General features: G+C 59.1%; 20 protein-coding genes. 8 read left to right on the top strand and 12 right to left on the bottom strand.

Annotated elements, in window-relative coordinates:
• Positions 1-5 precede the first annotated feature (5 nt).
• The 5 genes from BLU75_RS05750 to BLU75_RS05770 form a co-directional block, all read right to left on the bottom strand.
• Entirely contained in the window at positions 6-1181 is a 1176-nt protein-coding gene (locus BLU75_RS05750; protein WP_231982616.1) for an Nramp family divalent metal transporter, read from the bottom strand.
• 120 nt (positions 1182-1301) lie between these two features.
• The gene (locus tag BLU75_RS05755) at positions 1302-1676 is read right to left on the bottom strand and encodes a hypothetical protein (RefSeq protein ID WP_084377459.1); all 375 of its coding nucleotides are present in this window, start codon (positions 1674-1676) and stop codon (positions 1302-1304) included.
• Positions 1673-2731, bottom strand: a complete 1059-nt coding sequence (locus BLU75_RS05760) for an L-dopachrome tautomerase-related protein (protein ID WP_084377461.1) — start codon at positions 2729-2731, stop codon at positions 1673-1675. The genes BLU75_RS05755 and BLU75_RS05760 overlap by 4 nt, the downstream gene beginning before the upstream one ends.
• Complete coding sequence (locus tag BLU75_RS05765) at positions 2728-3168, bottom strand: cupin domain-containing protein (RefSeq protein WP_084377462.1); 441 nt, start codon at positions 3166-3168, stop codon at positions 2728-2730. Before BLU75_RS05765 ends, BLU75_RS05760 begins: the two co-directional genes overlap by 4 nt.
• A gap of 179 nt (positions 3169-3347) precedes the next feature.
• Complete coding sequence (locus tag BLU75_RS05770; RefSeq protein ID WP_172832065.1) at positions 3348-3767, bottom strand: FUSC family protein; 420 nt, start codon at positions 3765-3767, stop codon at positions 3348-3350.
• Positions 3768-4083: 316 nt separating this feature from the next.
• Here BLU75_RS05770 and BLU75_RS05775 point away from each other — a divergent pair, with 316 nt between their 5' ends.
• The 5 genes from BLU75_RS05775 to BLU75_RS05795 all read left to right on the top strand — a co-directional run bounded on the left by BLU75_RS05775 (position 4084) and on the right by BLU75_RS05795 (position 13009).
• Positions 4084-5178, top strand: coding sequence for a zinc-dependent alcohol dehydrogenase family protein (locus tag BLU75_RS05775; RefSeq protein WP_231982617.1), 1095 nt, complete (start codon positions 4084-4086; stop codon positions 5176-5178).
• An 11-nt stretch (positions 5179-5189) separates the two neighbouring features.
• A complete protein-coding gene (gene gabD / locus BLU75_RS05780; protein ID WP_090221390.1) occupies positions 5190-6662 on the top strand; it encodes an NADP-dependent succinate-semialdehyde dehydrogenase in 1473 nt (490 codons plus the stop codon).
• 581 nt (positions 6663-7243) lie between these two features.
• Positions 7244-8455, top strand: coding sequence for an efflux RND transporter periplasmic adaptor subunit (locus BLU75_RS05785; RefSeq protein WP_084377468.1), 1212 nt, complete (start codon positions 7244-7246; stop codon positions 8453-8455).
• A complete protein-coding gene (locus BLU75_RS05790) occupies positions 8452-11634 on the top strand; it encodes an efflux RND transporter permease subunit (protein WP_084377470.1) in 3183 nt (1060 codons plus the stop codon). Before BLU75_RS05785 ends, BLU75_RS05790 begins: the two co-directional genes overlap by 4 nt.
• Positions 11627-13009: an efflux transporter outer membrane subunit gene (locus BLU75_RS05795; RefSeq protein ID WP_084377472.1), complete on the top strand. Its 1383-nt coding sequence runs from the start codon at positions 11627-11629 to the stop codon at positions 13007-13009. Before BLU75_RS05790 ends, BLU75_RS05795 begins: the two co-directional genes overlap by 8 nt.
• Before the next feature lie 105 nt (positions 13010-13114).
• Here the strand turns inward: BLU75_RS05795 and BLU75_RS05800 are convergent, their stop codons facing one another.
• The 7 genes from BLU75_RS05800 to BLU75_RS05830 all read right to left on the bottom strand — a co-directional run bounded on the left by BLU75_RS05800 (position 13115) and on the right by BLU75_RS05830 (position 20911).
• Positions 13115-14422 carry an MFS transporter gene (locus tag BLU75_RS05800; protein WP_084377474.1) on the bottom strand — a complete coding sequence of 436 codons (1308 nt, stop codon included), beginning with the start codon at positions 14420-14422 and terminating at the stop codon, positions 13115-13117.
• 150 nt (positions 14423-14572) lie between these two features.
• The gene (locus BLU75_RS05805; protein WP_084377476.1) at positions 14573-15553 is read right to left on the bottom strand and encodes a transketolase family protein; all 981 of its coding nucleotides are present in this window, start codon (positions 15551-15553) and stop codon (positions 14573-14575) included.
• Between the two features lie 2 nt (positions 15554-15555).
• Complete coding sequence (locus BLU75_RS05810) at positions 15556-16443, bottom strand: transketolase (RefSeq protein WP_084377479.1); 888 nt, start codon at positions 16441-16443, stop codon at positions 15556-15558.
• Between the two features lie 106 nt (positions 16444-16549).
• On the bottom strand, positions 16550-17641 hold the full coding sequence (locus tag BLU75_RS05815) for a glycerol dehydrogenase (RefSeq protein ID WP_084377481.1): 1092 nt from the start codon (positions 17639-17641) through the stop codon (positions 16550-16552).
• Between the two features lie 129 nt (positions 17642-17770).
• Positions 17771-18463 (bottom strand): SDR family NAD(P)-dependent oxidoreductase, encoded by a 693-nt coding sequence (locus BLU75_RS05820; RefSeq protein ID WP_084377483.1) that lies wholly within the window; start codon positions 18461-18463, stop codon positions 17771-17773.
• Between the two features lie 28 nt (positions 18464-18491).
• Complete coding sequence (locus BLU75_RS05825) at positions 18492-19292, bottom strand: shikimate dehydrogenase family protein (protein WP_084377485.1); 801 nt, start codon at positions 19290-19292, stop codon at positions 18492-18494.
• Positions 19253-20911 (bottom strand): GMC family oxidoreductase, encoded by a 1659-nt coding sequence (locus tag BLU75_RS05830; protein WP_084377487.1) that lies wholly within the window; start codon positions 20909-20911, stop codon positions 19253-19255. Before BLU75_RS05830 ends, BLU75_RS05825 begins: the two co-directional genes overlap by 40 nt.
• A 222-nt stretch (positions 20912-21133) precedes the next feature.
• On the opposite strand from BLU75_RS05830, the gene BLU75_RS05835 reads away from it, so the two are divergent.
• The 3 genes from BLU75_RS05835 (at position 21134) to BLU75_RS05845 (ending at position 24900) form a co-directional block, all read left to right on the top strand.
• Positions 21134-22285 carry a glycerol dehydrogenase gene (locus BLU75_RS05835; RefSeq protein ID WP_084377489.1) on the top strand — a complete coding sequence of 384 codons (1152 nt, stop codon included), beginning with the start codon at positions 21134-21136 and terminating at the stop codon, positions 22283-22285.
• A 39-nt stretch (positions 22286-22324) separates the two neighbouring features.
• On the top strand, positions 22325-23497 hold the full coding sequence (locus BLU75_RS05840) for an iron-containing alcohol dehydrogenase (RefSeq protein ID WP_084377491.1): 1173 nt from the start codon (positions 22325-22327) through the stop codon (positions 23495-23497).
• 125 nt (positions 23498-23622) lie between these two features.
• The gene (locus tag BLU75_RS05845) at positions 23623-24900 is read left to right on the top strand and encodes a carbohydrate porin (protein ID WP_084377493.1); all 1278 of its coding nucleotides are present in this window, start codon (positions 23623-23625) and stop codon (positions 24898-24900) included.
• The last annotated feature ends 50 nt before the right edge of the window (positions 24901-24950 follow it).

Raw genomic sequence — 24950 nt, forward strand, 5'->3', positions numbered from 1 at the left:
GGCATTCAAAGAATGACGGATGTAACCAACCAGAGATTGGCGGCGCTGATCAGCAGGAAAATACACCAGGCCATGACGGCGACCGGGCGTGAGATAGCAAAATCACCCATCAGCGTTTTATTGCTGGTGAAACGAATCAACGGATACACCGCAAACGGCAGTTGCACTGACAACACCACCTGAGAAAACACCAACAGATCACACACCGCGGCGTCGCCCAGCCAGAGAATCCCGCACAGCGCTGGCACCATGGCCAGCAGGCGGGTGACGACGCGCTGTTTCCACAATGAAACTTTGAGCTTCAAGAACCCTTCGAGCACGACCTGACCGGCGAGGGTGCCGGTCAACGTCGCGCTTTGGCCCGAGGCGAGCAGTGCCAGGGCGAACAGCACGGCAGAGATGGCCACACCTGTCAGGGGGGCCAGCAATTGATGGGCCTGCTCGATCCCGCCAATCTCAGTGTGCCCGCTGTCGTGGAAGACGGCGGCGGCCACCAACAAAATGGCAACTTGCACGGCGGCCGCAATTGAAAGCGCGCGGATCGTATCTTTGGAACCCCGGCGCAGGGACCGTTTTACCTGCTCTCCGTCATGTGTGACGCTATTGGACCGGGCCAGTGATGAATGCAGGTACAGATTGTGGGGCATGACGGTGGCGCCGATGATACCCACCGCGATGAACAGTGCCCCTGGCTGAGCCAGCGTGTCCAATGAAGGAATGAACCCCCGAAACATGGCGTTTACATCGAGCGTGATCAATGCCAGCTCAATGGCGAAGCACAGGACAGTGGTCGCCACCAGGGCCAGGACGATCTTCTGCACTCGGCCATTGGCGGCACCCTTCAAGCCCAGGATGACCAGTGTGCTGACAGCCGTCAGCACGATGCCGAGGGCCATTGGCAAGTTGAATAGTAATTTGAACGCCAACGCCGCACCCAGAACCTCGGCAATATCGGTGGCAATGATGGCAATCTCCGCCATTGCCCAGTGCGCGAGTGTGGCTGGTCGGCCGTAGCGAAGACGACAGGTCTGGGCAAGATCCTGACCTGTGACGACGCCGAGACGCAAGGCGAGTGTTTGCAAAAGCATGGCCGCTAGACTCGACAGCACCACCATGAATAGCAGGCTGTAACCGAACTGAGCGCCAGCAGCGATACCGGTGGCCCAGTTGCCAGGATCCATGTAACCCACTGCAATCAACAGTCCGGGTCCCATCAGCAGCGAAAGGCGTCCCGGCATAGGCGATGGTGGGACGGCACGCATTCCGGGGTGTTCCGACAACGAAGTCTTTGTTGTCATCGGTCAGTGGGTCCTTTGTGATCGGGCAAGTCGGGGCAGACGCGCCAGCACTAGGGTATGAATGAACAGCAGCAGGCCAGCAACCGAGAGAATTGCCGATACTTTCCCGCTCAAAGCATGGGCGGCCAGCAGACACACCAGAGCCGCTATCTGGGTCAGCAGACGATGGGCCAGCGAAATCCGTGAAGGGCTCGACGCCTCGAACAGGCGGCCGGGCCAAAAGTCTGGCCTGGCTCGCGAAAACGTTATTGCGGCGATGGCCACCACGGCGTATATCCAGACGCCGAGACCGGCGTCACCTTCGGCCAGCGCCAAGCCTATGGCGCTGGCCGTGAGCAGCAGTGCAATGACAACGAACGCAACACGGCTATAGCTCATGGTTTTTCGCTCGAACCCATCGGCGCATCCACCCGCAACCGCAATACATGGAACGGCGGCTGGCTGTCGTCCTCACCCGCATTGAGCAGTGGGTGGCGGTGCAGCTGGTTGGCTGTGATGTAGAGCCATTCCCCCTGGGCATCGAGCTCAACGCCGTCCGGCCAGGCGAGCAATTGATCGTCCTGTGCAAGAATGCGGTAGCCGGCAGGCGACGCTAGCCCAATCGCATTATTCGCGATGTCGGTCACATAGACGTTGCCCTCTGCGTCGACATCAAACCCGTCGCAATGAGGCTTGTCGCACCAGTACTCAACGGCCTCGCTCAGCGGTGCGATGCCTGCAGGTTCCGCGAGGACTTCGGTTGATACTCGATAGACCTTGCGAGCGGACATCGAACCGAAATAGACCCAGCGGCCCAACGGGTCGATCGCGATGGGATTGAGGCCGTAGCGGTAAGGAATGATTTCGCCTTCTGGCGTACGCAGCGAAAGGGCTTTTCCACCGATCATCAGCGGTACATCTCCAGGCATCAACCCCGGGTAGCACTCAAGCGATCGCCATGAAAGACCTGTTTGGAGATCGACCACGACAATGGCCGGATAGTCGCTTTCACCGCTGGGGTTCATCGTCATGTCTGCGATGTAAATGCGCTGACGCCGCCAATCGATCACGAAGTCCTGAGTGAAAGAGCTTGGGCGAAGCACGTTCTGCGGTAGTACGATCAGGCGGTGCAGGCGGTCTTCTCGATCATTCCAGGCGATGAGGCGTGGCTGTTGGCCCGGTCCGCCCATGTCGAGTATCCAGACGATCCCCTGAAGGTCGGTACGGATGCCGATCACTGCGGACATCCCGCGGCCATCCGCCCCGGGTTTACCCGCCCAGGTTTCATTTGGGTAAGCCGGATGCTCACCGTTCTCGGCCACCGCACGTACGGAGATGTCCGGCGCAATGATGGCGGATACCGATACCAGTACCCGCCCATCTGGCATCACCGTCGGATTACCCGGGCGCTCAACCGGGAACGTCGCGAAGATCTCCAGTTGATGGGTGTTCATGACAGAGCCTTGACGAAGGATGCTGCGGTGCCGGCGGTCGGATCGACAAAGATGATATCGCTGGGGTCGCGCCGTGGAGTATCGACAGACACCATGAACAGCGGGTGCTCAAGGATCTCTGGCATGCCGTGGATAGTGAACCTCTTGAAGAACAGCATCTCACCGGGACCGACCTCGAACGGTTCACGGTCGCCCATGAAAAACCTGGCGCGCCCGGACATGACGATGAGGTACTCATCACAGGTCGCGTGGTAATGCGCAGGTGTCGGATGGTAGACACGGAAGACCCGGGCGCTAGCCTCGTCTTCGTCGGTCAGTCTTGAATCAACCAGCAGCGTTTCGGCGGTCTCGGGGAACGTCTTGACGATCGCATCGAGATTAAACGAGGCATGAGGCGCAGCCTCTACCAGTTTTTTTCGGGTGCTTACTTCGGTCATCTTGAAACCCTCATTCAGGTGTCCTTTCAGAGGACGCTGCGATGTTGTTTGTGGGTTCAGGATAAGCATTGGACTGATTGCGGAGAACGCTGCGGGGGAGCACAAGATTTGAGAATTAAAATAACAACTGTGTTTTGACTAGAGCGCTGCGGAGCTCACTAACGCCCCCGAATAACCACTCAGTGCTTTGTGGTATCAGACCAGAACCGCCGGGCTCTCGTTTCGAGTGCGGCTATCACGATAGCAGCCGTCGAGCCTAATGTGACTTCCAGAAAACGCATGAGTCCTGTCTCCAAAATGGTCGAGCCCACATCCTTGCTCAGCAGGATAATGACTGCAGTCCACAACCCAACCCGCCATTCTGGACGATTGGCGATTACCGCTGCAGTCACAGCCGTGACGATCATTAACTCGGTAGAAGGCGCCAAGTGCAGATGTTGCATGGATATCTGACAGAGGATCGCCAGTGTCGCTCCTAGCGTTGTGCCAATCACCCGATTACGGAACTCGGAAAAGGTGTCACCCAGATTTTCCTTGTTGGTGATCAAGGCTGAGACAGGTGCCCACAACGGTTGATGGAGCTGCAACAGGACGGCCATACCGAAGGCCAGGCCCGCTGTAAGGGAGGAGCGAGCGGCGCACACGAACATGATACGGATTCGTGTTCTGCGCGGTAGATCGCTGACGATTTGATGAGGGCGTTCTGACATGCGGCGTCCAGCGACGTAGGAGTGACAGCGACACCACTATAAGTGCATCCGGAGCGACTCTTTTTTGCGAATTCAATTCCAAACAGCTGCGCCCGGTGATGCGTTTCTGACACCGGCTGCCTGCGGCATAGTGATGAGTACTCACTATCGAGTCCAGCTGCGTCGGAGACACAAGATGCAAGTCAGAGCTGCTGTTCTAAGACACATGAATGTTAAGCCGCCTTATGCCCAGAGCAAGCCAATTGTTATTGAGACCATCGAGCTGGCGCCTCCGGGGCCGGGCGAAGTGCTGGTGCGTATCCGTGCCGCAGGTCTTTGTCATTCCGACCTTTCGGTGATCAATGGCGATCGCCCTCGGCCGATGCCCATGGCGCTCGGCCATGAGGCTGCTGGCGTGGTCGAAGCGTTGGGCGAGGGAGTCAGCGACCTTGAGCCGGGCGATCATGTGGTCATGGTGTTTATGCCCAGTTGTGGGCATTGCCTGCCATGCGCCGAAGGTCGTCCAGCCCTCTGTGAGCCGGGTGCGAAAGCGAATGCGGCCGGTACGCTGATCAACGGATCAGTGCGTTTGAGCAGTCCTGTAGGTCACGTGCATCATCACTTGGGGGTCTCGGCATTTGCCGAATACGCTGTGGTGTCGCGCAACTCGGTGGTCAAAATCGATCGAGATCTGCCCTTTATCGAAGCGGCACTCTTTGGTTGCGCGGTGTTGACCGGGGTCGGCGCCGTGGTCAATACCGCGCAATTGCGGGTCGGCTCAACCGCCGTGGTGATTGGTCTGGGTGGCGTCGGCTTGGCGTCAGTGCTGGGTGCAAGAGCTGCTGGGGCGAGCAAAATCATTGCCGTTGACCTTTCACCAGAAAAGCTCGCATTGGCCAAAGACGTCGGCGCCACCGCGGTGGTCAACGGCGGCGACGCGGACGCCGTTGAGCAGGTACTGCAACTGACTGGTGGCGGCGCCGACTACGTCTTCGAAATGGCCGGTTCGATCCGGGCACTTGATAACGCCATGAAAATGACCAAGCGCGGTGGTATGACCGTGACTGCAGGTCTGCCGCCGCCAGGTTCGGCACTGTCCGTCAATGTGGTTCAGTTGGTGGGCGAGGAACGTACGCTCAAAGGCAGCTACATCGGTACTTGCGTGCCGATCCGCGATATTCCGCGGTTCATTGAGCTTTATCGCGATGGTCGCTTGCCGGTGGATCGGTTGCTGAGCGGCCGACTCAAACTGGACGACATCAACGAAGGCTTCGACCGCCTGCATGACGGCAGCGCGGTGCGTCAGGTTATTGAATTTTGAGGAGTGACAGCATGGCCGATACAAACTTCCTGGCAACGCTCGACGATCCCACGTTGTTCCGTGAGGCGAACTACATCAACGGCCTGTGGCTGGAGGTGGGTGAGGGACGCAGCATTACCGTTACGAACCCGGCCACCGGCAAGGTACTGGGGCGCGTGCCTTCATTTGGGGCCAGTGAGACCGCCCTGGCCATCGCCGCCGCCAAGCGCGCGCAACCGGCGTGGCGAGCGCTCACTGCCAAAGAGCGCGCGGTAAAACTGCGCCATTTGTTCGAGTTGATGATTACCCACCGCGAAGACCTGGCGCGGATCATGACCGCCGAACAAGGCAAGCCGCTGGCCGAAAGTCGTGGTGAGATTACCTATGCCGCGTCTTTCATTGAATGGTTCGCGGAGGAGGGCAAGCGTGTTTATGGCGATACCATCGCCTCCCATTCAACGAGCAGCCGAATCATCGTTCAGAAAGAACCCATCGGGGTGTTTGCCGCGATTACCCCGTGGAACTTCCCGGCAGCGATGATCACCCGCAAGGCCGGGCCAGGCTGGGCGGCCGGTTGCACCGGTGTATTGCGTCCCGCCAGTCAGACACCCTTTTCGGCGATTGCAATTGCAGTGCTGGCCGAGCGTGCCGGTCTGCCTGCCGGCGTGTGCAACGTGATTACGGGGCCGGGCAGTGAAATCGGGGCCGAACTGACCTCCAACCCGGACGTGCGCAAGTTGTCCTTTACCGGTAGCACCGAGGTCGGTGCCACACTGTTGGCCCAATGCGCGCCGACGATCAAAAAGACCAGCATGGAACTCGGCGGCAACGCCCCCTTTATCGTGTTTGACGATGCTGATCTGGATGCTGCGGTGCAGGGTGCGCTCGCGTCCAAGTACCGAAACGCCGGGCAGACCTGTGTGTGCGCTAACCGTCTGCTGGTCCAGGACGGTATCTATGATGCTTTCGCCGCCAAACTGAAAACCGCCGTCGAGGCCCTGAAAGTAGGGAGCGGATTTGAGGACGGTGTGACGATCGGCCCGCTGATTGACGACGCCGCCGTGCGCAAGGCCGAGGAGCATGTCGCCGATGCCGTTGAGCGCGGAGCCTCTGTCCTGGTGGGGGGTGAACGCCATCCGTTGGGGGGCAGTTTCTACCGGCCGACCATCTTGGTGAACGTGCCAAGGGAGTCGAAGGTGTTCCGTGAGGAGACGTTTGGTCCCGTGGCACCACTGTTCCGTTTCAGTACCGAGGCGCAAGCCATCGAGATGGCCAACGACACCGAGTTCGGTCTGGCCTCGTATTTCTACAGTCGGGATATTGGAAGGATCATGCGCGTGGCCGAAGCGCTTGAGTGTGGCATCGTCGGGATCAATGAGGGGTTGATATCGACGGAAGTGGCACCGTTCGGTGGCGTGAAGTCGTCGGGGCTTGGTCGTGAGGGCTCCAAGTACGGAATCGAAGACTATCTTGAAATCAAGTACCTCTGCCTGGGGGGGACTTGATCGCTGATAGGTTTGGGGAGATGGCCGCCAGGTCATCTCCTTTTTATTGAGTTTAATAGCCCCATTCCCTTCAAGTAAATCAGTAGCGTTCTCGCTTTAATAAATCATCTTCTGCTGGCGTCGTGCTTTGTTAAAGCATTAGTGAATGCGCTTCATAAGTTATTGGCGTGCAGGTGTTGATTCGTGCGATAGAACTTTTGTATGTGCCGTGCTAGAGCGCCTGCTCTTGCTTTTTAGTCAACATTCTTTTCCCATTCATGCGGTTTATCTTCTCTCGGTGGTATCGGAAAATCCTTTCCTACTTGATCACCACCGAGAACACCACAAATGACTTACTTCAAAAAAGCAGTTGCTCTGCTCGCTACTCTGGCAGCCCTTTCTACGTCCTTGGCAATTCATGCGGAAGAATCCGGTGTCTTTGTCGAGCGTAATAAATCATACGGTGAAAGTTCGAACCAACGTTAAGTCTCCCGTTTCACATCGCTGTCGGTACTTAATTAAATGAACTGAAGTTTTATTCGGTCAATTCGTAGGTCATCGAATGATGTTCATTCAGTGGCCAGCTGTGGAGACTACTAAACATGAACTCGCATACAACGGGGAAGTTGGCAACATCGTCCTCAGTCAAATCGAAGGTTATCAAAGGTGTGGCTTTATCCGCCGTCAGTCTTGCGCTGACGGCGGCCTTGACCGGCTGTGGGCCGGACAACGCCGGTAGTACGCCGGTTGCACCGAGTGTGACGGTCAGCCAGCCAGTCAAGTCCGTGATCACTGACTGGGACAGTTTTACCGGGCGCTTCGAGGCCACCGACTCGGTAGACGTTCGTTCGCGGGTCAGTGGCTATCTGGAAAAAGTCGCGTTTCAGGACGGTGCCATCGTCAAGAAAGGCGATTTGCTGTTCGTGATCGATTCGCGCTCGTTCCAGGCCGCCGTGGTACAGGCTCAAGGCAAACTGGCGCAGGTGCGCTCGCAACTGTCCCTCGCCGAGCAGGAGTTTGCCCGGGCCAATGTCCTGATCGAATCCAAAACCATCGCCCGTAGCCTCTACGATCAGCGCTTGCAGGCGCGTCAGGCGGCGCAAGCCGAAGTCTTGAGCGCCGAAGGAGCATTGACCAGTGCCAAGCTGGATCTGGAGTTCACCCGCATCACCGCGCCCATGACCGGGCGGATCAGCCGCAAGTTGATCAGCGAAGGCAACCTGGTCAACGGCGGTAACAGCAGCGCCACGTTGCTGACCACCATCGTCTCGATTGACCCGATTGATATCTACTTCGATATCGATGAGCAGAGCTACCTCAAATACCGCCGCCAGGCGAATACTGCCGCCAATCAGAGTCAGGTGCGCATTGCGTTGCCGGGTGAAGTCGAGCCGAGCATGAACGGGCGCATGGACTTCATCGACAACCGTCTTGATCAGTCGACCGGGACCTTGCGTCAGCGGGCCCGCGTCAGTAACAAAGACCTGCATTTGAGCCCGGGGCAATTTGGCCGGGTGCAGTTCTCCAGTCAAGCGCCTTACTCGGCATTGCTCCTGCCGGACACCGCAATCGGCGTCGATGCGACCCGCAAAGTCGTCTACGTGCTCAATGCGCAGAACAAGGTTGAAGTTCGCCCGGTGACGCTCGGCAAACTGCATGACGGTTTGCGCGAAATCGCCAGCGGCTTGCAGGCTCAGGACCGGGTGATTGTCGATGGCCTGCAACGCGTGCGGGTCGGTGATACGGTGACGGCTCAGGAGCGCTCGCTGGCCCAGGCCGCGAAAGCGATGGACAACCAGGAGGCGCCGCTATGAGCCTGGGACGCACGTCCATCGAACAACCGGTATTGGCGATTGTGCTGTCCATCGTCCTGATGATTATTGGTGGCCTAGCCTATCTGGTGCTGCCGACTTCCGAGTACCCGGACATTGCACCGCCCACCGTGGTGGTCACCGCGACCTATCCCGGCGCCTCAGCGCAGACGGTCGCCGAGACCCTGGCGATCCCCATCGAACAGGAGGTCAACGGCGTTGAAGACATGCTCTACATGTACAGTCAGGCGACTTCCGATGGCAGCCTGAACCTGACCGTGACCTTCAAGAGCGGCACTGATGTCGACAAGGCCCAGGTGTTGGTGCAGAACCGTGTGGCGCTGGCCACTCCGCGCCTGCCGGAACCGGTACAGCGCAGTGGTGTGACGGTGCGCAAGTCATCGCCGACGCAGCTGTCGACGATTTTTATCTCGTCGCCGAAGGGCACCTACGATCAGTTGTATGTGTCGAATTTCGCGATCCGTAATGTTGCTGATGTCCTCAAGCGTATCGACGGTGTCGGCGACATCAACCCGCTGGGGGCGCGCGAATATTCAATGCGCATCTGGCTCGATCCAGAGCGCGTTGCGGCCTTCAACCTGACGCCGGCAGAGATCATCGCCGCCGTGCGTTCGCAAAACACCCAGGTGGCCGGCGGGGTGATCGCCCAGCCTCCGGTGGCGTCTCAGGCGTTTCAGCCAAACCTGATCTTCGAGGGTCGACTGAAAGAGCCTGCCGACTTCGACAACATCGTCCTCAAGTCGGGTACTGCCGGACGCCTTGTGCGTCTCAAGGACGTCGCACGCACGGAAATCGCCGGGCTGGCGTACGTCAACAACACCTATTACTTGCGTAACCCGGCGATCGGCCTGCAAGTGCTGCAACGTCCGGGCGCCAACGCGCTGGCGACGATGAAAGTGGTCGAAGAGACCATGGAGAAAATCGGCAAGGACTTCCCCGAAGGCATCGAATACAGCATCGGTTACAACCCGACGGCGTTTATTGCCGACAGTATCGGCGAGCTGGGCAAGACCATCTACGAGGCGGTCATCCTCGTGATGCTGGTGATCATGATCTTTTTGCAAGGCTGGCGGCCGTCGATCATTCCGATACTGGCCATCCCCGTGTCGCTGGTCGGGACCTTCGCGGTCATGGCGATGCTCGGTTACTCGATTAACAACCTGACCCTGTTCGGGCTGGTGCTGGCCGTGGGGATCGTGGTCGACAACGCCATTGTGGTGGTGGAGAACGTCGAGCGACATCTGGCTGACGGCAAGAACCCGCTGGACGCGACCATCGTGACCATGCAGGAAATCGGCGGCGCGTTGATCGCCATTACCCTGGTGTTGTGTGCGGTGTTTATTCCGACCGCGTTCATTCCGGGTATCTCGGGTGAGTTTTTCCGCCAGTTCGGGATCACGATTGCGGTGGCCACAGCGATCTCGCTGTTCAATTCGGTCACGCTATCTCCGGCGTTGGCGGCGATGATTCTGCGTCGACATGATCCTGAAGCCCATCAGAAGCCGAAAAAAGGCGTCTTTGGTGTGCTCAAGCGTGCCGCTGATGGCTTCAACAGCGGCTTCCTGAAACTCTCTTCAGGCTACGCCGGCAGCGTGCGTGGCCTCGTGGCAAAAACTCCGTTGATGCTGGCGATCTACGCGGTGTTGATTGCCGCGACCGCTTATCTAATGGTGTCGACGCCCAAGGGCTTCATCCCGGTTCAGGATCGTGGCTACCTGGTGGTCATCGTGCAACTCCCTGACGGTGCCTCTCTGGAGCGGACCAACGAAATCTCTCAGCAGATCGAGGCGATTGCCCTGGATGTGCCGGGTGTGGACCGAGTACCGACGTTCTCCGGTTTCTCGATGGTGACCGGTACCAGCTCATCGAACTCGGCCGGCCTGGCGCCAGTGTTCCAGCCGTGGTCCGAGCGTAAAGTGCATGGGTTGACGTCGGACAAGATCGCCGAAGACTTGCGTGAACGTTTGAAAGCGGTCAGCGGTGCAACGGTCATTGTCGCCACGCCACCACCGGTTCAAGGCTTGGGTAGCACGGGCGGCTTCTCCATGCGTTTGCAGGATACTGCCGGGCTGGGTACCGAAGCATTGGCCAAAGCAACCGACGACCTGATTGCCGCCGCCAACGCCACTCAATGCATGACCGGAGTCTATTCACCGTTCTCGGCCCGGACGCCACAGGTGTTCGTTGAATTGGATCGTGAACGCGCCGAAATGCTGGGCGTGCCAAGCAGCCAGATCAACCAGGCCATCGAGACGTACTTTGGCTCGTCCTACATCAACGATTTCAACCTCGTGGGACGTACGTATCGAGTGACGGCGCAGGCGGACTTGCCGTACAGGGTCACGCCAGAGGATCTGTCACGGGTCAAGGTGCGCAACGATGCCGGTCAGATGGTGCCGATTGCCAGCGTGACGCGTCTGCATGAGGCGCTGGGTGTGGAGCGATTCCCGCGCTACAACCTGTTTCCTACTGCGGAAATCAACGGCGATACATTGCCGGGGATGGGTTCCGAGTTCGGGATCAAGACGATGGAACGTCTAGCTGATGAGACGCTGCCAGCCGGCATCACCTATCAGTGGACTGATCTGAGCTATCAGCAAACCACTGCCGGCAACATGGGCCTCCTGGTCTTCCCGTTGTGTGTGATTTTTGTCTACCTGGTACTGGCGGCACAGTACGGCAGCTGGAGTCTGCCACTGGCGATTCTTTTGATCGTGCCGATGTGTCTGCTAGCCGCTGCCGGTGGCGTACGTCTGATGGGGCAGGACATCAATATCCTGACTCAGATCGGTTTTATCGTACTGGTGGGACTGGCGGCGAAGAACGCGATTCTGATCGTCGAAGTGGCAAGGCAGCAGGAGAAAGAGGGGCAAGGCATCGTTGATGCGGTCGTCGAGGCGTGTCGTCTGCGATTGCGCCCGATTCTGATGACTTCGCTGGCCTTCGTCCTCGGTGTGTTGCCGTTGGTGATGTCTGAGGGCGCGGGTTCCGAGATGCGTCAGGCAGTCGGTTCGGCGGTGTTCTTCGGGATGATCGGCGTCACGCTGTTCGGTCTGCTGTTCACTCCGGTCTTCTATGTGTTGATCCGCCGAATGGCTGGTGGCGAGCGTCAGGCACAGTCTAAAACCAACCATTCTGAACAGGGTGAGGCCCATGAATAATTATCTCAGCGTTCCAGGCCTGGTACTTGGGGCCGCGCTACTGAGTGCCTGCGCCTCGCCGGTCATGCCGCCCAAGAGCGACTTGCCGGTCGACAGTTTCGTCAACGCTCAAACGGCTGTACCCGCCAGCGTGACAGACAATTGGTGGAAGCTTTATCAGGACCCGTTGCTCGACCGTCTGGTGGAGCGCGCTCTGGGGGAAAACCTTGACCTGCAGATTGCGTTGGCGCGGATCGATGCCGGGCGTGCACTGCGCAACATCGCCGGAGCTTCCGGCAGCCCTCAGGTCGATTTGGGGGCGAGTGTCGCTCGTCAGCGTATCTCGGCGGATCAGGCGGGTTTCACCGACTCGCTGATCACCGAGCCGACCTCATTGGGGTTAAGTGCGGCCTGGGAAATCGATCTGTTCGGCCGTATCCGTGAAGGTGTGCGCGCTGCCGACGCCGACCTCAACGCGACAGAGGAAGAGGCGCGGGGTGTGCGTGTGGCGCTGATCACTGAAGTGGTCCAGGCCTACGCCGAAGCGCGAGGGCTGGAGGAGCGCCTGGCTATCGTCAAGCAAAGTGCGGCCAGCCAGGCTGAGACCTTGCAGCTGACTGAGCAGCTGTATGCGGCGGGGGACAGTCCTGAAGCGGATTTGCTTCGTGCACGCTCGCAGTCCGATTCCACTTCCGCCCAAGTGCCAGCGCTGCAACTGAACTGGCAACGTTCGCTGCATCGCTTGTCAGTGCTGCTCGCCCAGCCGACCGAGACGCTTTATCAGCAGTTCAAGGAGCGTCCGGCGAACGTCTCGACGGTGTCGTTGCTGGACGCCGGTACGCCTGCGGATCTGTTGCGTCGCCGTCCTGACATACGCGTCGCCGAAGCACGCTTGATTGCGGCCTATGCGCGAGTTGGTGTAGCCAAAGCGGATCTGTTGCCACGATTGAGCCTGTCAGCGGCCCTGGGGTCTTTGATTGATGGTGTGAGCGCCGCCAATCTGGCCAGTTCGACGTTCTGGCTGGCCGGCTTGAATGCTAGCGTGCCGGTGTTTGACGGCGGACGTCGGCGCAACGTGGTCGATCTTCGGGATGCCGAGGCGCGGCAGGCGTTGCTGAGTTATCGACGCACCGTGTTGACGGCCGTTTCCGAGGTGGAGTCAGCGCTGGCTGCTGCCCAACGCAATGCCGAACGTCAGACTTTCCTGGCCAGTGCGGCCAGTCAAGCCAGCTCAGCTGCCGAGCAGATCCAACGAGCCTGGCAGGCCGGAGAGACGCCGTTCCTTGATGTGTTGCAGGCTCAGCGGGTGCAACTGGCTGCGCAGAATGCGCTGTCCCAAGTGAAGACCGCACAGTGGCAGAATCAAGCGGCGTTGGTGAATGCGCTAGGGGGATAGGTATGTAACGACAATTGAAATAAGTTGCGGGCAAGCCCGCCCTCACAGGTTATGAGATGCCTGTAAGGGCGGGCTGCCCGCAATGGCGAAAACAAGCAACGGGGTTCAAATTTTGTCGATCGGCACACCGTGGTTGTTTTTCCACATCAGTACCACGGCACTGGCAATGACCGCGACAACGATCAAGTAGATGTTGAAGATCCAGCCAATGTTTTCCGAGTACAGCCAGGTCGTCAGATAGGAGGCTGTACCACCGAACACCGCGACGCCCAGAGAGATGCACACCCCAAACATTCGAGTGCGATAGCGAGTCGGGATCTGCTCGGAGATCGATGCCGGTTTACAGCCGGTGATGAAGGCCACTAACAGTAAACCTGCGGTTTGCGCCACCATCAGAGTCCATGGCTGGTTATTAATCAGGCCCCACAGTGGAAACAGCGTGACAGCAATCCCCAGCAAAGAAATCAGTGCTGAAATTTTCCGCCCCCACAGATCTGATATCCAGCCGGAAATTGGTAGGAATACCAGGTAGATGACCTGCGCAATGCAGCTCATGGTAAACGCACTGCGTGGGTCCATGCCTTTGACGCTGATGGCGTAGATCGAGGCCGAGGTGACCCAGGTGTAGTAGGTCAATGTGGCACCGGCTTCATAAAGAAACAGACGAACGCCGTGCTGGATGATCTTGGCACGACTCCAGGCTGGTGCTGTCGATTCACCGCCAGCGCTTGGCGAGTGTTCGCTTTCCATCATGTTACGACGCAGCCACAAGGCGAAGACGGCCAACAGGCCACCCGTCGCGAAGGGGATGCGCCACCCCCATTCCTGCATTTCACCCACGGACAACAGTGACGTCAGCAGTGCCATGTAGAACGTCGCGAGTAACGAGCCGCAACCCACCGCGATAAACACTGTGCTTGACCACAGTCCTCGGCGTTTCGGCGGTGCGATTTCAGCGATGTAGGCATAGGAGGTGGTGGTTTCACCGCCATGGGCAAAACCTTGTACTAGCCTGGCCAGCAGCAAGAGTCCTGAAGCCCAGCTGCCAATCGACTCATAGGAGGGAATAAAGGCGATCAGCAGGCTCGCGCCAGCCATCAACAACATGGTACTGAGCAACACATTGCGCCTGCCCAGCTTGTCCGCCAGGATGCCGAAGAAGATGCCGCCAATAGGTCTCAATAGAAATCCCGCGGCAAATACCGCGAGGGTGTTCAGTAATGCAGAAGTTGCGTTGCTTTTATCGAAGAGTGCGGCGGCGATGTACACCGACGCGACGGTATAAATAGTCCAGTCAAACCACTCCAGCAAGTTGCCGACGCCGGTGGCCATCAAGGACTTTCTGCGCAGAGAGGTACGTGTTTTGGCCTGTCCGGTCGAGTAGCCGGACATGGTCTCGGTGATGTTATTCATTGTTGGCTCCGAGATACTTCATAAACCACGGGGTGTGGTCGGTGGAGGTGAATTGCGTGAGGCTCCCTGAGGAAAAGAGGTGTCCAATACGACGAAAATACTGGAGCGAAGCTTGCCCGCCATGGGGCAAACCTCACTCCTGAAAGGTGATCAGGCCTTCATATGTGCCAGTGCCACTTCCTCGATACCGGCGGCATCCAGCTTGTAGTGCTGATACAGGTGTGTCGGCGGTGCAATCAGGCTGTATTCGTCATAGATACCGTGACGCTTGAGCTTCACGCCGACGCCTTCGTCCGACAGGACTTCAGCCACAGCCGCACCCAGGCCACCGAGCACGTTGTGCTCTTCGACGGTCATCATGCGTTTGCTGCGAGCCGCGGCGCGCAGGATGGCGTCACGGTCGATCGGCTTGATCGAAGCCATGTCGATCACACCCACCGAACGACCTTCTGCATTCATCTTGCGAGCAGCGGCGAGTGCCGGATGCACGGTGATACCGCAGGCGATGATGGTCAGCTCTTCACCTTCGATGTGCTCGTGGGCCTTGCCGAATTCGAAGACAACACCGTCCTCGTAAACGATCGGATCGCGACCGCGGCCGATGCGGAAATACACCGGTTTGTCGTAGGTGGCCGAGGCTTTGATCGCGGCGACCAGTTGTGGGCCATCGGCCGGCGACACGACCGCCAGGTCAGCGATCGAGCGCATGGTGGCGATGTCTTCAGTGGCGTGGTGCGAAGTGCCGTAGAAGCCCAGAGAAATACCCGTGTGGTGACCAATCAACCGTACCGGTTGCGCCGAATAGGCGACGTCCATGCGGATCTGTTCGCAGCACAACAGGCCGAGGAACGAAGCAAAGGTCGCCACGAACGGCATCACGCCACAGGTGGCCAGGCCCGCGGCGGCGGTCACCATGTTCTGCTCGGAGATACCGAACTGCAGGTAACGCTCAGGGTACTCACTGGCAAATTTGTTCAGGCCGTTGGAGTACTGCAAGTCAGCCGAGCCGGCCATCACCGGGTAACCGGCCTTGGTCAGTTCGATCAGTGCGTCGGACAAATAAGACAGGCCCGGGTTAAGGGCATTGAGGCCACGGTACTGCCAGGAATTGGGGGAAAGAGGGGCATTCATGTTCAGATCTCCATGACTTCAATTTCAGCGATAGCGCGTTTGGCGTCTTCCGGGTCGAGGTAACCGAGGTGCCAGCCGGGCTCGGTTTCCATGTAGGAAACGCCTTTGCCTTTGACGGTCTTGGCGATGATGCACACCGGCTTGTCGCGGGTTTCATCGGCTTTGACACGGCGCAGGGTTTCGGTCACCTCGGCGATGTTGTGGCCGTCGATGACATGCACTTCCCAGCCAAAGGCACGCCATTTTTCGTCCAGCGGTTCGATACCGATCACGTCGTCGACCGAACCGTCGAGCTGGAAGCCGTTGCGGTCGACAATCGCGATCAAGTGTTTGGCCTTGTGGTGGGCGGCGCTCATCGCGGCTTCCCAGACCTGGCCTTCCTGCATTTCACCGTCGCCGAGCATGACGAACACGTCGTAGACTTCGCCGGTGAAACGTTGGGCCAGGCACATGCCCAGGCCGCCGGAGAGGGCGTGGCCGATGGAGCCGGAAGAGAAATCGATGCCGGGTACTTTGCGCATGTCAGGGTGATCGCCCAGAGGGCTGCCCAGGCGGGTGTATTCATCGAGCCACTCCTTGGGGAACACGCCAAGGTCCGCAAGGATCGGGAACTGACCCACTGCAGCGTGGCCCTTGCCCATCAGGAAGCGGTCGCGTCCCGGCCACTTCGGTTCGTCCGGGCGAATCGTCATCACGTCGTAATACAGTGCGGAGAACAATTCGGCGGCGGAAAACACCGAGGTGTAGTGGCCGGTCTTGGCGATTTCGATTAGGCGGATGGTTTCAAGACGGACGAATTTCGCCCGGTCTTTCAACTTGATGACCGTCTCGGCGGAAGGCACATAGTTACTGGCTTTCCACTGTTCGAGTGTTTTGCGGGGTGCAGACATCTCTACCTCCAATCACAGGCATGAATTTGTTGAAGTTGAATCTCAATGGCGGGGTTTGAACTTCAACCGGATGGTCGTGGGTTCAACGGCGCTTTTGAGTCGGTACTCAGTGGGTCAGGCCTTCCAGCGCGCGCATCGCCCCGATCAGCTCGTCGCATGTTAGTGCGCCGCCTGATACCGAGGAAAAATTGCGTGCGTGAGGGGCTTTCAGGGTGGGTTCTGCCACCTGCATCAACACCGAATTGTCGACGTTTGGCACGCCCAGTTCGGTCAGGTTGCGGGGCAATCCGATACGCTGAAAGAAACTCAACATATCGCCCATGAGTTCGGCGTCGCGGTCTTCCAGCACCAACTGCACGAGCAAGCCGTAAGCCACTTGCCAGCCGTGAACCTGCTGTTGTGCCCCGGGGATTTTCGACAGGCCGCGCGTCATCGCGTGGGCAATGGACAAGCCACCGCTTTCGAACCCCAGGCCGCTCATCAGTAGCACCGCTTCAATCAAGTGATCGAAGGCCACCGTAACCTCGCCGGTACCAGCCTGGGCCAGCGCCGGTTCGGCGTATTGACGAATGATGCGGTAGCACTCGCGCGCCAGCACCAGCCCCGAGAGTGCCGGGCGTGCGCCAAACATGTTCACGCCACCGGACTTGTAGCACTGCTCGGCTTCGAACTTTTTGGTCAGCGCATCGGCAATCCCGGCGAGCAGGAATTGGCGTGGGGCCTGGGCAATCAGCGAGGTGTCCACCAGCACGTAGCGAGGGCTGACGAGCAGATGCCCGACTTCGCTGAGTTGATGATGAGCGTCGTAGACCACGTAATTTTTCGACGTGGGCGCATCGTTGGAGGCCACGGTCGGCATGGTGATCAGCGCACGACCGGAGGTGTGGGCGAGGGCTTTGCCGGCGTCGATGCATTTGCCGCCACCGACGGCCAGGATCATGTCGAACCCGACCTCAGCGGCAGCCGCTCGCAGGCCGGCAATCCCGTCGGCGGTGATCTCGCCGTCGAAGGTGATGTAGTGCAACTCGACGTCCGATTGCGCGCAAGTGTCATCGAGTCGTTGGCGGATCAGACCCAGCACATAGCTGTCGATGACCACCACGGCCTTGCGTCCGCAGTGCGCCAGATAAGTGCCCGCCTGAGCGAGCACTTCAGTGCCCTGGACGTACCGTCCGGGCGAGCCGAAAACCAGATTCATTCAGCACCTCTCACTTCACTGCTTATTGTTATTCGAGGCTCGGCGGCAGGTTGCCAAGTGCTCGGTCTTGTTGTGATGCATGATATATCATGTTTTTAAACGGTCAAGCACTCAAGCGACGAGATGACGTCAGGCGATCGAATACCCGCCATCGACCGGCAACGTCGTACCCGTCACGTAGCGCGCGTTGTCGGAAACGAGGAAGGCGATCACATTGGCCACGTCTTCCGGCGCGCCCCAGGTTTTCATCGGGATACGCGCCATGATCCCTTCCGAGCGCGCCGGATCTTCGAACGCTCGCCGCGACAGGTTGGTCAGAATCCAGCCCGGCGCAACAGCATTCGCGCGCACGCCATCGGTCGCCCAGGCCACGGCCATGCAGCGCGTCAGTTCGGAGATGGCGGCTTTGCTCGACGCGTAGGCCGGGGTTTTCGCGGAGCCGAAAATCCCATGCATCGAGGCAAAGTTCACCACCGCACCGCGTGCGACTTTCAGGCCGGGCAGGGCGGCATTGGTGATGCGCAACACGGCCGTGAGGTTGACGTCGATGACCCGGCTGAAACCGTCCAGCTGCCACTCGCGGTTGTGGTCAATGATGCCGGCGGCATTGACGATGGCGTCGACTCGCTCGAACTGCTCGAAGAAACCCGCCACGGCCTCGTCGTTGGTGACATCCAGCTCCTGATAATGAATGCCCTCTACGCGCTGTTCGGGTTCGCCGAGCCCGACGGTGAACACTTCATAGCCGTCGGCGTGCAGACGTTGTGCCGTGGCCAGGCCAATGCCGGAGCCACCGCCGGTGACGATTGCAGTTTTTTTCATGGTCTTTCCTTATACGGAGAAGGGCGTATCAAACGCCGGTTTTGGAAAACAGAAATTCGGCCAGCAGATCGATCTGGCCGGTGATCATGTGCGCACCTTTATGGATGACGCAGCCACGCTCGGCGGCGGCGCTCAACAGCGGCGTGATGTCCGGGTTCATCACCACTTCGCCGACCACCGTGCCGGGGGCGAGCGTCTCGACGGGCAGCGGCAGCGGGTCTTCAGGCTTGAGGCCCAAAGCGGTGCCGTTGATGACCACATCGAAACCCGTGGCATCGGCGGGCCCGGCATTGATCTGCCGCCCGGGGAACATCTGCCGCAGCTCACGGGTCAGCGCTTCGGCCTTGGCCGGTGTGCGGTTGCTGATCACCAGCTCTTGAATGGCTTCGGCGAGCAACGCGTGGGCAATGCCGGTCGCCGCGCCACCCGCGCCCAGCAACAGGACACGTTTGTCGGTCAGGTCATGGCCCTGTTTTTTCAGGCCGCCGACGAAGCCGTCGCCATCGAACATGCGCCCGCTGAAGCGCCCGTCGGGCAGGCGTTTGGCGACGTTGCACACCTTGAGCAGACGGGCTGTGCCTTGCAGTTCATCGCACAATTTCGCGACCTCCAGCTTGTGCGGAACGGTGACAATCACCCCCGCCAGGTTTTCAATCCCGCGCAAACCTTCCCACGCCGTGGCCAGGTTGGCCGGTGACACTTCCCAAGGCACCAGCACGCCGTCATAACCGAGGCGTTCCAGCAGTGGGTTGAAAAATTCGGGGGTGCGCAAGTGTTTCGCCGGGTAGGTCAGGTGTACGACGACTCGGGTTTTACCGCTGATGGGCATGGGGATATTCCTCTTTCATAAAGGGTTGCAGACGCGGGCAAGGCGGCGCGTCCGAGGATCATGTCCGCGGCTTTCTCGCCGATCATGATGGACGGGGCGTTGGTATTGCCGGAGATCAGGTTGGGCATGATCGAAGCATCGACCACCCGCAGATTGCGTACGCCGCGAACGCGCAGTTGCGGGTCGACCACGGCCATTTCGTCGTCACCCATCTTGCAGGTGCCGACCGGGTGGTAAACAGTCTTGGCGCGCTGGTTGATGTAGCTCAACAAGGCTTCATCGCTGCGCACGCTCAGCCCCGGGAAAACCTCTTCGCCGGTGTACGCGCGCATGGCCGGTTGCGCGAGAATTTCCCGCGACAGGTTCAAGCCCTTGATCGCCACACGGCGGTCTTCCGGGTGAGCGAAGTAACGCGGGTCAATGCGCGGCGGCGTGTCTGCCTTGTTGTCGCTCAGGCGGATTTCGCCGCGACTCATGGGGCGCAGTACGCAGGTGTTGATGGTCGCGCCGGGTTTCTTGATGGTGTCTTGATCGAGGTCGAAGAACACGATGGGCACGAAATGCATCTGGGCGTTGGGGCGTTCCTGCGCATGGTCGGTGTTGACGAAGGCGCAGGCCTCAGTGACGTTCGAGCTGACCGGGCCGCTGCCGAACAGCAAATACTGCAAGCCGTTTTTCACGGTGTTGAAAGCGTTGTCCTGGCCGTAGTAACCGTACTTGCCGTGGCAGTAGGCAATCGTGCCCACTTCGGCATGGTCTTGCAGGTTCTGACCGACACCGGGCAACTCGTGCAGCAACGGAATGCCATGGCGTTGAAGTTCTTCGGCGCGACCGATACCGGACAGCATCAACAGCTTGGGTGACTGAATGGCGCCGGCGCTGAGGATCACTTCTTTGCTGCCGCGAGCCTGCACTCGCTGGCCGTTATGGAGGTACTCGACCCCCACGGCCTGATCACCCTCGATCAGGATTCGTTGCACCGTCGCGTCAGTCACGACCGTCAGGCGATCGCTTTTTTGCGCCACGCGCAGATACGCCACGGCAGCGCTGCAGCGGCGGTTGTTGCGCGCGGTGATCTGGTTGAAGCCGACGCCGTTCTGGCGTTCGCCATTGAAATCCGGAGTGAACGGAATGCCGGCCTGTTGCGCAGCACGCACAAACCCGCGGGACAATTCACACACCTGCTTGAGATCAGAGACCCCCAGCGGACCGCCGGTCGCGTGATAGCCATTGTCGAAGCGCTCATTGTCTTCGGCACGCTTGAAGTACGGGAGCACCTCACGGTACGACCAGCCCTCGCAGCCTGCGCTGGCCCAGTCGTCGTAATCCTCGTGCTGGCCGCGGATGTAGATTAGCGCATTCACCGAACTGCCACCGCCCAGCACCCGACCCTGGGGAAGAATACGCTGGCGTCCGTCCATCGCCGTTTGCGGTTCGGTCTGGTGACGCGACAAAAGCGGGCTGGACAACAGCCGGGTAAAGCCGGCGGGGATGTGAATCAGCGGATGCGTATCGCGAGGCCCCGCCTCAATCAGCAGAACCGAGGCGCCGGCCTCGATCAGGCGACCGGTCAACGCGCAGCCCGCCGAGCCGCCTCCAATGACAACGTAATCGTGCATGCCTTCCTCCGAACAGTGTTGTTCTTGTTTTCATGCATCATATATCTTCGTACCCCCCAAGCGTCAATCCCGGGTTTTGCGAGGTGTCGTTTTTGCAAAAAAGCTGTTGGCGGTTGAAAATTAAATATGATATATCATCGATCATCCGAGAGATGAGCCTCTCGCAAACGTCCTCAAAGCAATAACAAAAAGCCTCCACGACGGGGCCAGGATGACGATCACATGACTCAAATGTTTGCTGCACCCGGACGCTATATCCAAGGCTACAAGGAACTCGAACGACTGCATCGGCATGTGGCCTGGTTCGGTCGACGGTTTCTGGTGATTACCACTCAGGGTCGTCTCGACAGTCTGAAACAGACCCTGAGCGTCAGTTTCGATGCCGAGCACACACAGCTGCACTACGGCATTTTTACCGGCGAAGTGACGCGTCAGGAAATCCAGCGGCTGACGGCAAGCATCAACGCTCTTGAATGCGACGGGGTGATTGGTGTCGGCGGTGGCAAGGTGCTTGACGCCGCCAAAGCCGTGGCCAACCAGGCCAGAGTGCCGCTGTGCATCGTGCCCACCATTGTTTCCAATGACGCTCCAACCAGTTCTCTGTCGGTGCTGTACACCGAAGCGGGCGCGTTTGATGACGTGCTTTTCTATGAACGCAGCCCGGATGTGGTGGTGGTCGATACCTGGATCATCGCCCAGGCGCCGGTACGCCTTTTGGTGGCCGGAATGGGCGACGCGCTGTCGACTTATTTCGAAGCGCGCACCTGTGTCGAATCGCACCGGGACAATTTTCTCGGCAACGCCGGAGCGGGATTGAAGGAGAGCAGCGGCGGTGGCAAATCGACGCTGACCTCGATGTCCATCGCCGAGCTGTGTTATCGGGTGCTGCTGGAAGATGGCCTGCAAGCCAGGCGCGCCGCTGAACAACAATGCGTGACCAAAGCCTTCAATCGCGTGGTGGAAGCCAATGCGCTCATGAGCGGCATCGGTTTCGAAAGCAACGGCGTGGCGACCGCGCATGCGGTGTATTGCGGGTTCAGTGAACTGGGTGCCCGGGCGACGATGTACCACGGCGAGTACGTGGCCTTCGGCGTTCTGGTGATGCTGGTGCTCGAAGGCAAATCCAGCCGCGAACTGGATACGGTACTGAGGTTTTGCCTGAGTATCGGTTTGCCGGTCACCTTCGAAGACCTCGGGTTGGCCGACATCTCGGCACACGAACTCGACTGCGTGGCGCGCACCGCCGCCGACCCCAATCAGACCAGCAAGGTCGAACCGTTCGAAGTGACCTTCGACGAAATGAAAGCAGCGCTGATCGCGGCCAGCGACCTTGGCCAACTCTATAAAGAAGGCGGGTCGTTGCTGGCTGGATGAACCCGCCTGAACGCACCCTCCCTGACAACAGGTGAACTGATGAAAGCATTTCAGGCAAGTCTGCCGCTGACTCTGGATTTTGAGGTCGGGGCGATCAAGCGCATGGGCGAGAAGGTCGAGCCGTTCGGCAAAAAGGTCTTCTTGATGGTCGACCCGTTTCTCCAGGGCAGCGATCTGGTCGCGCAAATTACCGGCAGTTTCTCCGAGCGGGGCATTGGGTTTGTCGAGTTCTACGACATCGTGCCCAACCCTCGGCATACCACGATTGATCGAGCGGTCGAGCAGGTTCGCTATAGCGCGTGTGATGTGGTGGTGGCGGTGGGCGGCGGCAGTGCGATTGACTCGGCCAAGGCGGTGGCGTTCGTTGCCGTTCACGGCGGCAGTTGCTGGGACTATACCGAGCGCCTCGGTGAAGCCGTCAAGCGCCCGCAAAGCCGTGGGCTGCCCTTGCTGGTGGTGCCGACCACCTCGGGCACCGGCACCGAAGCGACTCCGTTTGCGGTGATCAACAATCCTGAACTGGGCCTGAAATGCGCCATCGTCAACCCGCTCATCTACCCTGATGTCGCCTTGATCGACCCGCAGATTCTGGTGTCGAAACCGCCGAAGCTGACCGCGTTGACCGCAGTCGACACCTTCTGCCACGCGCTTGAAGCCTACATCAGCATTCACTGCACGCCGTGGGTGGAAATGGTCGCGCTGGAGTCGATACGCCTGTTCGCAGCCAATGCCCGGCAGTGCGTGGAGCACGGCGATGACCTGGAGGCGCGCGCCCGCATGGCGTTTGCCTCGACCCTCGGCGGCATGGCGATTGCCAGTGCCGGCGTCACCGTAGCCCATGCCTTGGGCCAGCCATTGGGGGCGATGACCGATGCACCGCATGGCGGCACCGTCGCGGCGAGCACGCCGCATGTCATCCGCTGGACGCTGCCGGTCGGTACCGACAAATTCGCGCGGGTGGCCGGGATTCTCGATCCGTCGACGCTGAGCCTTGCTGAAACTGAACGCGCCGCACGCCTTCCGGACATCCTGCAAAAACTGTTTACCACCCTGGGCGTCACCGACACGTTTCGCAGCTATGGTCTGCGCCCGGAGCAAATTGAAGCGTTTGCCCAAACCGTCTGGACCAGTTTCAACCAGGACCTGGCCTGTCATCCGAAAAAAATCAACAGCAAAGAGGAGGTCGCCGACATCGTCAGAATGTGTTTCTAACCGAAGTCTCTTTTACGAAGTTCTAAAGAAAACAGTTTGACCGACCCGTCAGTTGGGTTGGCGGGGTTTTGCATGCTCGAAAAACACTAAGACCAACAATAAAAACAGTTTCGGGAACAATAATAATGACCAACAAAACGATAGTTGCCGTCGGACTTTTGAGCGCCTGCGCATTGCCGGGTGCCCAGGCGGCCAGTTACTCGCCGAATAATTTTCTGCTGGGGGACTGGAACGGCGAACGCACTCGCTTGCATGAGCAGGGCGTGGATTTTCAGCTGACCTACGTTAACGAACTGGCCTACAACACCCAGGGCGGCGACGAGCACAAAGGGACTTACAGCGATCAGTTGATGATTGATACCAACTTTGATCTGCAGAAGTTGGTGGGCTGGCAAGGGGCGAGTTTTCGCATGACCTTGAGCAACCGCAATGGCGAAAGCCTGACTGCCGAGGCCGGGACCAACACGTTGCTGGCTGCCCAGGAAATCTACGGCTACGGCAGCGTTACCCGCCTGGTGCAGTTCTATTACCAGCAGGCGCTGCTGGATGATCGACTGGTGGTGAAACTCGGGCGCTTGCCAATGAGTGGCGATGTGTTCCCGTTTTCGTGCAAGTTTCAAAACCTGACGTTCTGCGGCACGGTGCCGGGTTACATCACTCCCAATTGGTTCACCTGGCCGGTCAGCCAGTGGGGGGCTGCGGTGGCGGCGAAACTGACTGATGAGCTGTCGCTCAATGCCTCGCTGTACCAGGTCAACCCTCGCTTCACCGAAAACGCCCAGGGCCTGAACTTCGGCAGTCCCTCGGGCACCACCGGTTATCTGGCGGTTGGCGAGTTGGCGTGGACGCCAACCCTGAACGGTCTGCCCGGCAGCTATCGGGCGGGGATCTGGCGCAATACCGGTGATTTCAACGATGTCTATCACGACATCAATGGCCAGCCCATCGGTCTGACCGGCAATGCGCCGGATCAGCACGATCAGGCCAGCGGGTTTTACGCGATGGCCGAGCAACGGGTTTATCAGGACCCGGACAACAGCGCTCGCGGCCTGACCCTGTTCGCCAACTTCATCCAGTCGGATCGCGACGTGTCCTACGTGGAAAAAGTCTTTCACGTCGGCGCGTTTATCCGCGGTCCGTTTGCCGCGCGCCCTCAGGATGAGATCGGCCTGGCGATTGGTCGTCTTGAGGTGAATGAACAATCCGCCAAGCGTATCCGTCAGCAAAACGCTTACACCCAACCGGCGCCTGACACCGAATACCCGGTGGAGTTGTACTACGGCATCAGCGTGACACCAGCCCTGACGCTGCGACCGAATGTGCAATACGTGGCCAATCCCGGTGGGTTGAGCGGGGATAAAAGCGTGGTGGTGTTTGGCCTGAAAACCGAGGTCAGTTTCTAAGGATTGCGCGGTTTAAACGAACAGCAGTTGTGAAGAAAAACCCCTGAATC

Origin of the sequence: Pseudomonas mucidolens (genome assembly GCF_900106045.1) — a bacterium.
Lineage (GTDB): Bacteria > Pseudomonadota > Gammaproteobacteria > Pseudomonadales > Pseudomonadaceae > Aquipseudomonas > Aquipseudomonas mucidolens.

Bases quoted from the DNA above. Each gene is read 5' to 3' on its own strand.
- BLU75_RS05775 (WP_231982617.1), top strand. From the start codon at position 4,084: ATGAATGTTAAGCCGCCTTATGCCCAGAGCAAGCCAATTGTTATTGAG.
- BLU75_RS05800 (WP_084377474.1), bottom strand. From the start codon at position 14,422: ATGAATAACATCACCGAGACCATGTCCGGCTACTCGACCGGACAGGCC.
- BLU75_RS05835 (WP_084377489.1), top strand. From the start codon at position 21,134: ATGACTCAAATGTTTGCTGCACCCGGACGCTATATCCAAGGCTACAAG.
- BLU75_RS05845 (WP_084377493.1), top strand. From the start codon at position 23,623: ATGACCAACAAAACGATAGTTGCCGTCGGACTTTTGAGCGCCTGCGCA.
- BLU75_RS05785 (WP_084377468.1), top strand. From the start codon at position 7,244: ATGAACTCGCATACAACGGGGAAGTTGGCAACATCGTCCTCAGTCAAA.
- BLU75_RS05750 (WP_231982616.1), bottom strand. From the start codon at position 1,181: ATGGATCCTGGCAACTGGGCCACCGGTATCGCTGCTGGCGCTCAGTTC.
- BLU75_RS05815 (WP_084377481.1), bottom strand. From the start codon at position 17,641: ATGAATCTGGTTTTCGGCTCGCCCGGACGGTACGTCCAGGGCACTGAA.
- BLU75_RS05830 (WP_084377487.1), bottom strand. From the start codon at position 20,911: ATGCACGATTACGTTGTCATTGGAGGCGGCTCGGCGGGCTGCGCGTTG.
- BLU75_RS05795 (WP_084377472.1), top strand. From the start codon at position 11,627: ATGAATAATTATCTCAGCGTTCCAGGCCTGGTACTTGGGGCCGCGCTA.
- BLU75_RS05820 (WP_084377483.1), bottom strand. From the start codon at position 18,463: ATGAAAAAAACTGCAATCGTCACCGGCGGTGGCTCCGGCATTGGCCTG.
- BLU75_RS05755 (WP_084377459.1), bottom strand. From the start codon at position 1,676: ATGAGCTATAGCCGTGTTGCGTTCGTTGTCATTGCACTGCTGCTCACG.
- BLU75_RS05805 (WP_084377476.1), bottom strand. From the start codon at position 15,553: ATGAATGCCCCTCTTTCCCCCAATTCCTGGCAGTACCGTGGCCTCAAT.
- gabD (WP_090221390.1), top strand. From the start codon at position 5,190: ATGGCCGATACAAACTTCCTGGCAACGCTCGACGATCCCACGTTGTTC.
- BLU75_RS05790 (WP_084377470.1), top strand. From the start codon at position 8,452: ATGAGCCTGGGACGCACGTCCATCGAACAACCGGTATTGGCGATTGTG.
- BLU75_RS05825 (WP_084377485.1), bottom strand. From the start codon at position 19,292: ATGCCCATCAGCGGTAAAACCCGAGTCGTCGTACACCTGACCTACCCG.
- BLU75_RS05765 (WP_084377462.1), bottom strand. From the start codon at position 3,168: ATGACCGAAGTAAGCACCCGAAAAAAACTGGTAGAGGCTGCGCCTCAT.
- BLU75_RS05770 (WP_172832065.1), bottom strand. From the start codon at position 3,767: ATGGCCGTCCTGTTGCAGCTCCATCAACCGTTGTGGGCACCTGTCTCA.
- BLU75_RS05840 (WP_084377491.1), top strand. From the start codon at position 22,325: ATGAAAGCATTTCAGGCAAGTCTGCCGCTGACTCTGGATTTTGAGGTC.
- BLU75_RS05810 (WP_084377479.1), bottom strand. From the start codon at position 16,443: ATGTCTGCACCCCGCAAAACACTCGAACAGTGGAAAGCCAGTAACTAT.
- BLU75_RS05760 (WP_084377461.1), bottom strand. From the start codon at position 2,731: ATGAACACCCATCAACTGGAGATCTTCGCGACGTTCCCGGTTGAGCGC.